The following is a 12,486-nucleotide window of genomic DNA, read 5'->3' as shown; positions in this document are numbered from 1 at the left end:
GTGATTGCGCAGACACGACCCGAGGCCCGTCCCGTGTGACGGGCCTCGAACCGTGTCCCGGGCCGTTCTCGGTCAGTCCGCGCACATCGCGGCGTCGACGACCTGCTGCGCCGCGTCGACGGAGTCCGCGCTCATCGGGATGTGATTGACGGTGAGCGTGACCGCGCGGCCGTTGGTGTCGACGCCGCCGGAGGTGCCGAACCCGGGGATGCCCCCGCCGTGCCCCCAGATCTCCTTCCCGCAGGAGCTGTTCACGCGGACGAGCCCGAGGCCGTATGCGTCCTTCGGGCCGCGGTCGAACGGCACGGTCTGCTTCATCTCGGCGAGCCGGTCCTGCGATACGAGATCGCCACGAAGCAGTGCCGTGAAGAACGTGTTGAGATCGGCGCCGGTCGCGACCATGGCGCCCGCGGTATCCGCCCACGACACGTCGCCCTCGGTGACGTCGACCTGCTGCTCGCCGATCCGGTGATATCCGTGCGCGTGCGGTCCGCGGATCTGTGTCTCCCCGGAATCAGGGAAGTAGGTGTCCTTCAGCCCGAGCGGATCGATGATGCGTGTGGCGATCTCCTGCGCGGCGGGGCGGCCCGTCACCTTCTCGATGAGCATCCCGAGCAGGATGTAGTTGGTGTTCGAGTAGACGGCCTCGTCCTTGGCGGCCGGGCCGGGCGACAGGGACATCGCGATCTTCACGAGCTCGGCAGGCATGTAGTGCCCCATGGGCTCCTCGCCCGTCGCGACCTGCAGCTGCCCGGGCCTGACGTCCTCCGGCTTCGCGCCTCCGGGTGCGAGGTAGTCCGTCAGTCCGCTGGTGTGTTGCAGGAGATCGCGGACGGTGACCCGGCTGCCGTCGTTCCCGTTGCCCGCCACGATTCCGGGCAGGTAGTGCTCAACGCTCGCATCGAGGCCGACCAGTCCCTCCTCTACCAGCTGCATGACGACCGTCGCGACGAACGCCTTTGTGTTGCTTCCGATCCGGACCCTCGCATCATCGGGGATCGGCTCGTCGGTGGCGGTGTTCCCTGTCCCCGCGCGGAGGACGCGGGTGCCGCGGCCGGGGTCGGTGATCACCAGCTGCGCGCCGGGAATCCCCCGCTCGGTGACCGCGTCCAGCCTCTGCTGCACCGCGATGTCGGGCGACGGGGCGGCGGACTGCGCGGTGTCACCGCATGCGGTCGCTCCCAACGCGAGGGCGGCGGCGGTGGTCACGGCGAGCACGGCGCGACGTCGAGAGGTGGTCATCTGCACTGGTCCTCCTGGTTGTTCGGACCTCGCGGTGAGATCACTACGACCAGAACGCTATTGACCAGGGCGGGCGCTTCCCATGGCGCTGACCACCGTATTTGCGGTGGACCGGACTGGAGCGGCGGGGGTATGGCGGGCTGTACCCCCGCCGCTCCGGGCCCGGATGGTCAGCGCGCGAGGAACCCCTTGTCCACCGGTATCTGCGCACCGGTGATCACGGCAGAGGCATCGCCGGCGAGCCACACGACGGCTTCCGAGATCTCTTCCGGTTCCACCAGCGCATCGGTCTTGAGCAGGTTCGGCGGGTAGCTGTAGACGTACGTGGGGTATTGCTCGAACAGCTTGTACATCGAGGTGTCATTGCCGAGGGCCGTATTGGTGCCGTACGGCAGAACAACATTGGCGCGAATGCCGAACTCGCCGAGCTCCACCGCCAGTGCCTTCGTCAGGCCGACCACCCCGAACTTGGCCGCGGCATAGTGGCCACAGCCGGGAGGCGCCTTCACGCTCGCCGACGAGCCGACCGTGATGATGGACCCGCCGTTGCCGGCCTCGATCATCGCGGGCACCGTCGCCTTGATCGTGTTCCACACCCCTGTCAGGTTCACGTCCACGGTCTCCTGGAACTGCTCGGCCGAGATCTCCCAGAGGCGACCCCAGTTGCACACGCCCGCGTTGGCGACCACGACATCGAGACGGCCGAAGGTCTCGATGGTCTCGGCGACGACGGCCTGCAGGCCGGCCAGGTCCCGCACGTCGACCTGCCGCGTCAGCACCTTGCGTCCCTCGGACTCGATCAGCCGCGCCGTCTCCTCGAGGTCGGCGGGCTCCGCCATCGGGTATCCGCTGAACTCGGCGACCTGCGCGCAGACGTCGACGGCCACGATGTCCGCGCCCGCCTGCGCCATTCGAACCGCGTGCGAACGGCCCTGTCCCCGAGCCGCTCCCGTCACATAGGCGACTTTCCCTGCGAGTGAGCTCATGTCGATACCTCCGTGAGTGTGTAGTCGAATGCGTAGTCGTCGAACGATGAGAACCGGCTGAACCAGAACGCGCCGCTGATGGTCTGCGGCCGGTAGTAGAGGGCCTCGCCCTGCGAGTTGACGAAGTAGGTGCGCAGGCCAGGATTGCTGTCCACGGTGTAGGCGCTGATCGCCTTGCCGTGGCGGTCCATCTTGCGCACCCACCGGGAGAACGCCTCGCCGCGTACCTGCGCGACCGTCGCACCCCTCCGTCCGGTCTCGGTGATCACCCGCACGGCATGCCGCGCGGTCAGGTCCACGAACGTGTGCCACGCGATGCCGACGTATCCCTGCGGGGCGACCAGCGACCAACGGTTCGGCAGACCCGGGTGCGCGCTGCCGCCGTAGCTGCGCAGCCCGTTGCGGCGGTAGTCGTCGGCCAGGTCGAACCCTTCGGTGCCGACCACTGCACCGCTGCGGTACGTCTCCGGGTCGGTGAACAGCTCGTACCCGGTGGCCGCGACGATCAGGTCGTACGGGCGCTCGGTGCCGTCCGAGGTGCGGATGCCGTCGGCGGTGACCCGTTCGATCGGGTCGACGACCAGCGACACGGACGGATCCGCGAGCGTGGGGAAGAAGCTGCTCGACAGCACCGGCCGCTTGGCGAGGATGCCGTAGTCGGGAACCAGTGCGGCGCGGATGCTGGCGTCATCGACGCTGCGCCGCAACATACGTCGATAGATCGACTGCCAGATCCGGTCGTACTGCGGCATGACCGCGGCGAGGAGTTTGCGGGGCAGCAGCGGCAGCACATTGCAGAGGAACTGCATCGGCAGCTCCATGGCGGCCAGCGCGGCCCCGTTGATGAGGGCGCCCGCGCCGGGTATCGAGAGGAGGCGGTGGGCTCGTGCGGACAGTTCGACGTCGGGCTTGGGCAGGATCCACGATGGCGTCCGCTGGTAGATCTCGACACTGCGGGCCTGCTGATAGATCGTCGGCACGATCTGCACCGAGCTCGAGCCGGTGCCGATCACCGCGACCCTTTTGCCGGACCAGTCGTAGTGGGGGTCCCAGGAGTTCGGGCGCAGGACGGTGCCGGTGAAGTCGCCGATTCCCTCGATGTCGTTCGCCGATTTGGCGTTGACGTAACCGCCAACGGCATTGATGACGAACCGTGCGCGCACGGGGGCCTCGTCCTCGATGTGGAGCACCCACAGCCGCTTCGCGTCATCCCACACCTCCCGGTTGACGGTGCAGTTGCCGCGAAAGTACTTGTGCAGGTTCAGGTCTTCGGCAACCTGCTTGTTGTACTCCTGGATCTCCGGGCCCGTGGGAAAGAGGCGTGACCAGTCGGGCTTGCGCGCGAAGGGGAACTGATAGAACAGCGTGGGCACGTCCACGGACAGGCCGGGGTAGACGTTGTCGCGCCAACTGCCCCCGAACTCGTCACTGCGCTCGAGGATGACGAAGTTCTCGATGCCGGCGCGTTGCAGATGGTGGGCCGCGGTGATGCCGCCCGGCCCGGCGCCGATGATGGCGACGTCGACGTACTCGTATGTCATTGCGGCTCATTTCTGTTCGTCGTCAGCGACGTGGTGTCAGACCGTCGAGCATGAGGTCACCGATGCGGCTCCGCGCGTCGTCTGCGTTGCTGAATCCGGCCACCGAGAACGGTAGGATCTCCAAGCTCAGGAGACCGCGCACGATCCAGTCGCCTGCCTGCATCGGGTCAAGGCCGGGGTCGACCTCGCCGCGTCGCTGTGCCTCGGCGACCAGCGACGCCCAGAACGCGGCCCAGGTGCGGCAGAGCGGATCGCCGTAGTGCTCCAGCAACGTCGCGATGATGCTCTCGGTGCGTAGCGGCGGCACCAGGGCCTGGGGAGTGGTGGCGTGTTCGTAGATGAGGGCGGCCGCCTCGCCGACCTGGCCTCGCAGCGTCGGCTTGGGTGTCACGGCCGCGGCCAACCCGTCGATGAAGGCGCTGCACAGGTAGGCGAGGCCAGCGTTGATGGCGGCCTGTTTGTCGCCGAAGGTGTTGTACACGGTGCCCCGGGACACCCCAGCTGCAGTGGCGACCTCGCTCAGGCGAAACCCCCGAACCCCGTTGCGCCGCACGCATTCCGCGGCCACGCGAACCAGTTCGAGGGTGGGTGCGGCCGTCTGGGCCCCCTCGCTCTCATTGAGCATGTTGAACAAATTACGTCAAAGTGTTCAACGAGGTGCCCGATTCGAAAAAAAGGCCCCGCTACCGAGCCCGCTCTGTTCAGGCAGCGGGCTCGGTGGCGGGGCATTCCGTGACCATCCCGGCGGCCCACCGCGAGGGACGGTGGATCGGGAAGGTCTCAGGCCGGCCCGTCGCGAGGGACGGTGGGCCGGCACGGTCTAGGCCGTATTCGACAGTTGAACTGTCAGACGGCCGCTTCGATGGGCAGGCTGAGAGGGCAGCTTGCGGAGGAGGGGCCGACCTGCAGGGTGTACGCGCCGGGGCGGTAGGCCCACTTCCGGCTCGTCTCCTCCCATGTCTCGAAGGCGCGCTGCGGCAGGGTGACGGTCGCCGTCACTGTTTCGCCTGCAGCCGCCTCCACGCTCGCGAAGCCGGCCAGCGCGCGAGCGGGCCGGGACGGGTCGCCGTCGACCGGGGCGAGGTAGACCTGCACGACCTCGCGTCCCGGCCGGGACCCGGTGTTGCGGACCCGGACCGTGACGGTCTCGCCGTCCCACTCGATGTCCTCGTACTCCCAGGTGGTGTAGCCGAGGCCGTGCCCGAACGAGTACGCGGGCGCGATGTCGGACCGGTCCCAGGCGCGGTAGCCGATGAACAGGTCCTCGGTGTACGCGAGCTTGCCATCGGTCGGGGTGACCTCGGTGACGGGGCAGTCCTCGAGCGTCGCGGGCCAGGTGGTGGGCAGCCGGCCGCCGGGCTCGGCCGCGCCGGTGAGCACCTCGGCCAGCGCCGAGCCCGCCTCCTGGCCGGGGAACCAGCTCAGCAGCACCGCGGCGACGTCGTCGCGCCACGGCATCTCCACGGGGGCGCCGGAGTTGACGATCACAACGGTGCGGGGGTTGGCGGCGACGACGCGGGAGACCAGCTCGTCCTGACGTCCGGGCAGCTTGAGGGTGGTGCGGTCGAAGCCCTCGGACTCAACCTTGTCGGTGGTCGCCACGACGACGACGGCCACATCGGCCGCGGCCGCGGCGGCCTCGGCCTCGGCCATGAGCTCCTCGGGGTCGCGCTGCGGCTCGAGATGCCCCAGAGCGAAGCTGACGATGGCGATGGGGGCGCCCTCCATCTTCATCGGGTCATACCGCAGGGAGACCTCGACGGGGCGGCCCGCCTCGAGCTCGACGACGGCGCGGTCCTTCGGCGAGCCGAAGAACATCTCGAACGGGTCGAAGCTCTCCAGTGCCTGGTCGCCCTCGAACACCGTCTGGCCGTCGACGGTCAGAGTGAACTGGCCGATGCCCTTGGTGCCGAAGCGGTGCGGGCCGGACAGCTCCGGCGTGAACGTTCCGAAGATCTCGACGCTCTGCAGCGTCGGGTAGTCGATGCCCTCGGGGAGGTCGCCCATCCACATGATGTTGCCGTCCGCCATCGGGAGCTCGCGCTGTAGCGAGCCGTCGGCGGCGAGGCAGCGGGCGCGCAGGTCGAACCCGCGGTCGGCGACGCCCATGTCTTCGCTCAGCACCGTACCGACGTTGTAGCTCAGCGTGCCCTCGGGCAGCGCGGCCGTCAGCCCGTCGAGCGGGGAGACGACGGTCTCGGGGAAGACCATGGCGGAGCCGCCGCCGAGCACACGGGCGTCGCGCGCGGCCAGGCCGACGAGGGCGACGGTGGTCTCGGCCGGGGTGATCGGCAGGACTGGAGCGCCATCGACCTCGGCGTTGCGGGCGAGCACGAAGGAGCGCCGTGCGACCTCGCGCGCGATCTCGCGACCGTCGACCGCGGCGGGGAACTCGGTGACGGCGGCAGGCGCGCCCTCGAGCAGGCCGACGCGCGCCGCGAGCAGCAGGACGTGCCGCACGGCCTCGTCCACTACGGACTCATCGACCTCGCCGTCCCGGACCGCCTTGACGAGAAGCTCGCCGTAGACCGACTGCGGGCCGGGCATCGCGACGTCGAGGCCGCCGAGGATCGCGCCAACCGTCGAGCGGGTGCCCATCCAGTCGGAGACCACGATGCCGTCGAAGCCCCACTCGTCGCGGAGCACGCCGCGCAGCAGTTCGATGTGCTCGCTCATCGTGGTGCCGTTGACGCTGTTGTAGGCGGACATGATGGCCCACGGGCTGGCGTCGCGCACGATCGCCTCGAACGGGGCGAGGTAGATCTCGCGCAGGGCCTCGGGGGAGACGATGTTGTCGACGAACATGCGGTCGGTCTCGGCGTCGTTGGCCACGAAGTGCTTCACGGTGGCGCCGATGCCGCCGGACTGCACGCCGCGGACGAAGCCGGAGCCGATGGCGCCGGTGAGCAGCGGGTCCTCGGAGTACGCCTCGAAGTGCCTGCCGCCGACCGGGGTGCGGTGCATGTTCACGGTGGGGGCGAGGAGCAGGTGCACGCCCTTGCGGCGGGCCTCCTGTGCGAGCAGTGTCCCCGCCCGGGCGATCAGCTCGGGATCCCAGGACGCGGCCATCGCGGTGGGCGAGGGCAGCAGAACGGACGGGTCCTCCGGACCCCAGCTGGCCCCGCGCACGCCGACCGGGCCGTCGGACATCACAAGGGAGCCGAGACCGATTTCGGGGAGCGGCGGCAGCGTCCAGATGTCCTGCCCCTGGAGCAGTCGCGCCTTCGCGTCCAGATCCAGCTTGGCGAGCGCCGATTCCACGGCCTCGCGCGTTGCTTCGTCTTCCATCATGAACTCCTTCGTCGTCGGCCGGGTGCTCGACGTGCCGGTCAGGAGAAGTGTCCGTCGGCTCTCCGGTCCGTCTGGGCGATATTGCCAGTCTACCTTGCGAGCACTAGGTGTTGTTATCGAAACGTTATGAACGACTGATCTGGGAGGGGGCCTAGCTCTGGTCGGTTCGGGTTTCGACGTGGGCGCCCGCACTGAGTAGGGAGACGAAGTTGCGGAAGGCGTCGGCCATGTCCACCTCGTCCGGGGCCAGCAGCCACTGGATCTGCATGCCGTCGAGCATGGCGATGAGCAACGGCGCCGCCTGTTCGGGTGTGAGTCCGCCTGGCAGTTGGTCGCCGAATTCCTTGTGTAGCAACAGGGCGAACGCATCGCGGGCGGCGGCGTAGCGCTCGGTGAAGTACTCGCGCGCCGGATGCTGTCCGGTCGTGCTCTCCGCGGCAAGTGCGGTGTAGGTCTGGACGACGCCGGGGCGTCCGGCGTTGAACTCCACGATCTGTTCGAGGTGGGACAGCCGCACGTCCGTCGACCTCGCGAGAAGGGCGGCGGTATCCCATTGGTCGCGGGCCTCGAGCACGCCGATCAACAGGTGTTTCTTGCTGGGGAAATAGTGCAGCACGCCCGGCTGCGTCAGTCCGACGCGCTCGGCCACCGCAGCGAGGGTGGTGGCGCGGTATCCGCGCTCCGCGATCTCGGCCATCGCGGCGTCGAGGATGGCCTCGCGCCTGGCCTCTGCCCTGGCCGCACGTCCGCCCCGCTGTCGCTCCGTCACGAGGCGAGCCTAACGACGAGCGTGCGGCTCCGGCGCGGCGACCTGCATTGTTCGGAATATATAACGATTGTGTATCAAAGCCTTAAAGTTGTTAGGTGCTGTCGTTAGTCTCGGGCCATGAGAAGTCGCTTGAGTAGAGGCGCAGTCCTCCTCGCCGCAGCAACCCTGGCCGTGCTCGGTACCGGCGCCACGGCGCAGGCCGGTGCGCCCGCACCGGGCAACGAGCCGACCGCGTCCGTCGAGGCCACTTACTCCGAACGTGGACCGTGGGAGGTCACCAAGCAGCAGGGATTCGGTTGCTGCGACTCCACCGGCCACAAGTTCGACGTCTGGTACCCCACCGACCTCGGCTCGGACGGCACCACGCACCCGATCATCACCTGGGGCGACGGCACCTTTGCGCATCCCTTCCAGTACGACTACCTGCTCTCGCACCTGGCATCCTGGGGTTTCGTGGTGATCGCGCCCGACACCACCAACTCGGGCTCCGGCCAGGAGATGCTGGACGCGGTGGACTTCCTCAAGCGTCAGGACAGTGATCCCGCGAGCGTCTTCTATCAGACGCTGGACACCGACAACGTCGGCGCGATGGGGCATTCGCAGGGCGCGGTCGGCACCCTCAATGCCACCGTCCGTTCCGGCGGCGCCATCAAGTCCGCGGTCCCGATCGAGCTCCCCGGACAGTTCATGTGCACGCTCAACTCGCCGAAGCCGGACCCGGCGATGACCGTCTGCGCGGATCCCCGGCAACTGACCACCGGCTCCATCCTGTACGTCAACGGCTCCGGCAGCCCCATCTCGCCGTCCACCCAGCCGCTTCCGTGGGAGCAGATCGGACCCCAGTCCGCGCAGGGCTACTTCGGCGCGACCCCGGACTCGATGCAGAAGGCGATGGCGACGCTGAACGGCCCGAACCACAACGACATTCAGGGCCAGCCCGGTTGTCCCGTGAACGATCCGGGCTGCGTCAGCGGCGTGCAGGGATTCCTCGGTGTTCTCACCGCCTGGAACATGGACAAGCTGCGCGGCGATGCGCACGCACACAGCGCCTTCGTCTCCGGGACCGGTGAGCTCTTCGGCCAGACCGCCTGGAGCAACCAGGCGAGCAACATCACCGGCTGATACCGGAGTCGGACGCAACCCGAACACCAGACGCGATCGGCTCCTGCCCACCCGAACAGGGCGGGCAGGAGCCGATCGCGTCTTTTGTGCATACATCAGCAGGTCAGCGGGGCGCCATGCGGATTCCGCCGTCGAGCCGGATGGTCTCGCCGTTGAGGTAGCGGTTCCCGAGGATCGACACGGCGAGCTGGCCGAACTCGTCCGCACGACCCAGCCGGGACGGGTTCGGCACCGAGGCCTCGAGGCCCGCCCGCATCGCGTCGGGCATTCCGGACAGCAACGGCGTGTCCATGATTCCCGGCGCGATGGTGCACACCCGGATGCGTCGGGTCGCCAGGTCGCGGGCCGCGGTCAGGGTCATCCCCACGATCCCGGCCTTGGACGCGGTGTAGTTGATCTGGCCGATCTGCCCCTCGAAGGCCGCGACGGAGGCGGTCATCACGATCGCTCCGCGTTCGCCGTCGACCTCGTCGGTCTTCGCGATGCGCTCGGCGCCGAGGCGCAGTGCATTGAAGGATCCGACGAGGTTGAGCCGGATGACGTGCTCGAAGTCCTCGAGCGAGCCGGCGTTGCCGTGCTTGTCGAGGATTCGCATGCCGCGCCCGCTGCCCGCGCAGTGGACGAGGCCGCGGAGTTCTCCGTCCTCGGTCGCGGCGTCGAGTGCGGCGGCGAACTGTTCCGGATCGGTGATGTCGGCGGGCGCGAAGCGTGCGTTGGGTCCGAGATCCCGTGCCGCTGTATCGCCGTCGGAGGTCGGCAGGTCGACGAGGGTCACGAAGGCGCCGGCGTCGACCAGTCGCCGCGCGGTCGCGTTGCCGAGTCCGGATGCGCCGCCGGTGACGGCGACGGAGATTCCCTTGAGTTCCATGGTGGAGGGCCTTTCGAGGTCAGAGGAGTTCGACGATGGTCGCGTTTGCCATGCCGCCGGCCTCACACATGGTCTGGAGTCCGTAGCGGATTCCGTTGTCGCGCATGTGGTGCACGAGCCGGGTCATGAGAATCGCGCCGGAGCCGCCGAGCGGGTGCCCGACGGCGATGGCGCCACCGAGCGGATTCAGGCGCTTCTCGTCCGCACCGGTCTCGGCCAACCACGCGAGCGGTACAGGGGCGAAGGCCTCGTTCACCTCGAACGCGCCGATGTCCTCGATGGACAGGCCCGAGCGGGAGAGAGCCTTCGCGGTGGCGGAGATCGGGCCGCTGAGCATCATCACCGGGTCGTCGCCGGTGACCGCGACGGTGTGGATCCGGGCGATGGGGTCGAGGCCGCGGTCCGCGGCGATCTTGCTGGTGGTGACGAGCAGCGCCGCCGCCCCGTCGGAGATCTGTGATGCGTTGCCCGCGTGGATGACCCCGTCCTCCTTGAACGGCGTCTTCAGCGTCGCGAGCTTCTCGAGCGAGCCGCCGCGGCGGACGCCCTCGTCGACGGCGAGCAGGCCGTCGATCGGCGCGAGCTGCGAGTCGAAGGCGCCGGTCTCGATGGCCTGGGCGGTGAGCTCGTGCGAGCGAAGCGAGTACTCGTCGAGGCTACGGCGGTCGAGGTTCCAGCGCTCGGCCATCATCTCGGCGCCGAGTCCCTGGCTGAAGCTCTCGATGCCGTAGCGCTCCTGCACGCTCGGCGGCGTGGCCGAGCTCCCCTCCTTGGCCGCGCTGCCCATCGGCACCCGGCTCATGGATTCGACGCCACCGGCGACGATGAAGTCCGCGTGCCCGGCGATCACGGATGCCGCCGCGAAGCTCAACGCCTGCTGGCTCGAGCCGCAGGCGCGGTTGACGGTGGTGCCGGGGATGGACTCGGGCCAGCCGGCCGCCAGTGCCGCGGTGCGCGCGATGTTGCCCGCCTGCTCAGCGGCCTGGACGACGCATCCCCAGATCACATCGTCGATCTCGGTGGGATCGATGCCAACGCGGCCGGTGAGGGCCGCCAGGACGTGTGCGGAGAGGTCGGCCGGGTGCACGCCGGACAGGGACCCACCTCGCTTCCCGATGGGTGTTCGAACGGCGTCGACGATGACGGCGTCATGCATGGTTGTTCCTTCTCTCGTGTCTGGGGATCTGTGGCGGTGTGCTGAGTGGACGGCGAGTTTCGTCAGTGTGTGATCACGCGGGAATGGAGGAACTCGTCGATGGCGCGGCCACCGCGCATGCCGAATTCGGTGACCGTGGCCGACTCGAGCGGTGCTGGGGCCTCGGTGGTGTCGTGCCGGTTGACCGATACGGATTCGGCGTCGACGCGTTCGGCCACCTGGTCTGTCCGGTCGAGGTCGGCTCCCCACACCGACACGCTGAGAACACGGGAGTGCTCGTTGATGCGGTCGACGATCCGGTCGATGTCGTCGTACCCGATGACGGTGAACACGGGGCCGGCTTTCCCCGCGTCCTCGAAGTCGGTCGAACCGTCGGTGTCCCGCAGCAGGGTCGGCTCCAGGAAATAGCCGGGCAGGTCGGTGCCCCGACCACCGCCTGCGACGAGCGCCGATCCGGCCGTGATGGATTGGCGGAGTAGGTCTTCGGCGATGGACAGCTGGTGCGCACTGTGCTGCGGGCCGACCGTGGTCTCCGGGTCCATTCCATCGCCGACGGTGAGCGTTCGCATCGCTCCGGCGAACGCTTCGCAGAAGTCGTCGACGATGTCGGTGGGTACGTAGGCGGACTTGGGGGCACAGCGGGTCTGCCCCGAATTGGTGAAGGCGTATTCGGCCAGCGCGGTCGCCGCGTTCTCGACGTCGGCGTCCGGGAGGAGCAGTGCGGTCCCGCCGCAGGCCGTGGTCGCCGCTACAGGGGTGAGGAACCGGGCCGCGTGGCTGATGATCGTCCGCGCGCCCCCTCGGGAGCCGACGTAGGCGATCCGGCGGATCTTAGGATGGGCGACCAGCGGGCTGTGGGCCTCGCGGGTACCGACCGCGATGTCGAGCACTCCCTCCGGGAGTACGGCTTTGAGGATGTCGACGGCACGCGCGACGGACAGTGCGACCGTGCACGGCGGCTCGACGACGACGGTGTTGCCGGTCACGAGGGCGGGACCGATCTTCGCGGCCATGCGGAGGATCGGTAGGTCCCAGGGGACGAGGACGGCGACCACCCCGACCGGGCGGTGTTCTACGACTGCGGAGCGTTCGTCGTAGGTGTGTGCCGGGGCGTCATCGTCCCAATCGGCATGGGCGGCCTCGGCCAGACACTTCGCCGCCAACCGGATCTCGCCGTCGGATTCGTCGAGCGGTTTGCCCTGTTCCATGGTCAAGAGGGGCGCGAGCGTGCCGGCGGAGCGATAGAGCTCGCGTGCGCAGTCGGTGAGAAACCTCCGTCGGGCCTCGCGGTCGGTCCGCCAGGCGGCGAATGCGCCGTGTGCCCGCGCGACCATGCCGTCGACCTGGGTGGCAGTGGTGATCGCGACGGTACCGATCTGTCCGAGGGTGGCGGGGTTGAGGCTGCTCAGCGATTTACTCGACGGCCGCGGGTCGAGCCTCGGAATGTCGAGCGTTCGCACGGTGTGGGCGGTATCCGCGAGTTCGTAGTTCAACGTCTTCTCCTGGGTGCA

At 68.6% G+C, this 12,486-nt stretch carries 10 protein-coding genes; 1 reads left to right on the top strand and 9 read right to left on the bottom strand.

The genetic code is table 11. The annotated features are described in order from the left end of the window. Positions 1-72 precede the first annotated feature (72 nt). The 6 genes from ABIC28_RS14105 to ABIC28_RS14080 form a co-directional block, all read right to left on the bottom strand. Positions 73-1,242: a serine hydrolase domain-containing protein gene (locus tag ABIC28_RS14105; RefSeq protein ID WP_097211751.1), complete on the bottom strand. Its 1,170-nt coding sequence runs from the start codon at positions 1,240-1,242 to the stop codon at positions 73-75. A gap of 170 nt (positions 1,243-1,412) precedes the next feature. Then, positions 1,413-2,228, bottom strand: a complete 816-nt coding sequence (locus ABIC28_RS14100) for a mycofactocin-coupled SDR family oxidoreductase (protein ID WP_354579417.1) — start codon at positions 2,226-2,228, stop codon at positions 1,413-1,415. Beyond that, on the bottom strand, positions 2,225-3,769 hold the full coding sequence (locus tag ABIC28_RS14095; RefSeq protein ID WP_354579415.1) for a flavin-containing monooxygenase: 1,545 nt from the start codon (positions 3,767-3,769) through the stop codon (positions 2,225-2,227). Before ABIC28_RS14095 ends, ABIC28_RS14100 begins: the two co-directional genes overlap by 4 nt. Before the next feature lie 22 nt (positions 3,770-3,791). Beyond that, positions 3,792-4,394, bottom strand: a complete 603-nt coding sequence (locus tag ABIC28_RS14090) for a TetR/AcrR family transcriptional regulator (RefSeq protein WP_354579413.1) — start codon at positions 4,392-4,394, stop codon at positions 3,792-3,794. Between the two features lie 221 nt (positions 4,395-4,615). Beyond that, positions 4,616-7,057 carry a beta-glucosidase gene (locus ABIC28_RS14085; protein WP_354579411.1) on the bottom strand — a complete coding sequence of 814 codons (2,442 nt, stop codon included), beginning with the start codon at positions 7,055-7,057 and terminating at the stop codon, positions 4,616-4,618. Positions 7,058-7,211: 154 nt separating this feature from the next. Then, on the bottom strand, positions 7,212-7,829 hold the full coding sequence (locus ABIC28_RS14080) for a TetR/AcrR family transcriptional regulator (RefSeq protein WP_209928253.1): 618 nt from the start codon (positions 7,827-7,829) through the stop codon (positions 7,212-7,214). 117 nt (positions 7,830-7,946) lie between these two features. Between ABIC28_RS14080 and ABIC28_RS14075 the strand changes: the two genes are divergently transcribed. After that, complete coding sequence (locus ABIC28_RS14075; protein ID WP_108168824.1) at positions 7,947-8,951, top strand: poly(ethylene terephthalate) hydrolase family protein; 1,005 nt, start codon at positions 7,947-7,949, stop codon at positions 8,949-8,951. 103 nt (positions 8,952-9,054) lie between these two features. On the opposite strand, the gene ABIC28_RS14070 is transcribed toward ABIC28_RS14075, so the two are convergent. The 3 genes from ABIC28_RS14070 to ABIC28_RS14060 all read right to left on the bottom strand — a co-directional run bounded on the left by ABIC28_RS14070 (position 9,055) and on the right by ABIC28_RS14060 (position 12,468). Beyond that, positions 9,055-9,819: an SDR family NAD(P)-dependent oxidoreductase gene (locus ABIC28_RS14070; protein ID WP_354579408.1), complete on the bottom strand. Its 765-nt coding sequence runs from the start codon at positions 9,817-9,819 to the stop codon at positions 9,055-9,057. 19 nt (positions 9,820-9,838) lie between these two features. Next, positions 9,839-10,975 carry a thiolase family protein gene (locus ABIC28_RS14065; protein WP_097211744.1) on the bottom strand — a complete coding sequence of 379 codons (1,137 nt, stop codon included), beginning with the start codon at positions 10,973-10,975 and terminating at the stop codon, positions 9,839-9,841. A 62-nt stretch (positions 10,976-11,037) separates the two neighbouring features. Further along, positions 11,038-12,468, bottom strand: coding sequence for an aldehyde dehydrogenase family protein (locus tag ABIC28_RS14060; RefSeq protein WP_354579405.1), 1,431 nt, complete (start codon positions 12,466-12,468; stop codon positions 11,038-11,040). Positions 12,469-12,486: the final 18 nt, after the last annotated feature.

The sequence above is a fragment of the Rhodococcus sp. PvR044 genome (assembly GCF_040548995.1).
GTDB lineage: Bacteria > Actinomycetota > Actinomycetes > Mycobacteriales > Mycobacteriaceae > Rhodococcus_G > Rhodococcus_G oryzae.
Note: the sequence above shows the minus strand (reverse complement) of the source record. Positions and strands in the feature narration are given on the sequence as shown.

What these genes read in the sequence shown, in the direction of transcription:
- ABIC28_RS14105 (WP_097211751.1), bottom strand. Translation starts at nt 1,242, where the DNA reads ATGACCACCTCTCGACGTCGCGCCGTGCTCGCCGTGACCACCGCCGCC.
- ABIC28_RS14100 (WP_354579417.1), bottom strand. Translation starts at nt 2,228, where the DNA reads ATGAGCTCACTCGCAGGGAAAGTCGCCTATGTGACGGGAGCGGCTCGG.
- ABIC28_RS14095 (WP_354579415.1), bottom strand. Translation starts at nt 3,769, where the DNA reads ATGACATACGAGTACGTCGACGTCGCCATCATCGGCGCCGGGCCGGGC.
- ABIC28_RS14090 (WP_354579413.1), bottom strand. Translation starts at nt 4,394, where the DNA reads ATGCTCAATGAGAGCGAGGGGGCCCAGACGGCCGCACCCACCCTCGAA.
- ABIC28_RS14085 (WP_354579411.1), bottom strand. Translation starts at nt 7,057, where the DNA reads ATGGAAGACGAAGCAACGCGCGAGGCCGTGGAATCGGCGCTCGCCAAG.
- ABIC28_RS14075 (WP_108168824.1), top strand. Translation starts at nt 7,947, where the DNA reads ATGAGAAGTCGCTTGAGTAGAGGCGCAGTCCTCCTCGCCGCAGCAACC.
- ABIC28_RS14070 (WP_354579408.1), bottom strand. Translation starts at nt 9,819, where the DNA reads ATGGAACTCAAGGGAATCTCCGTCGCCGTCACCGGCGGCGCATCCGGA.
- ABIC28_RS14065 (WP_097211744.1), bottom strand. Translation starts at nt 10,975, where the DNA reads ATGCATGACGCCGTCATCGTCGACGCCGTTCGAACACCCATCGGGAAG.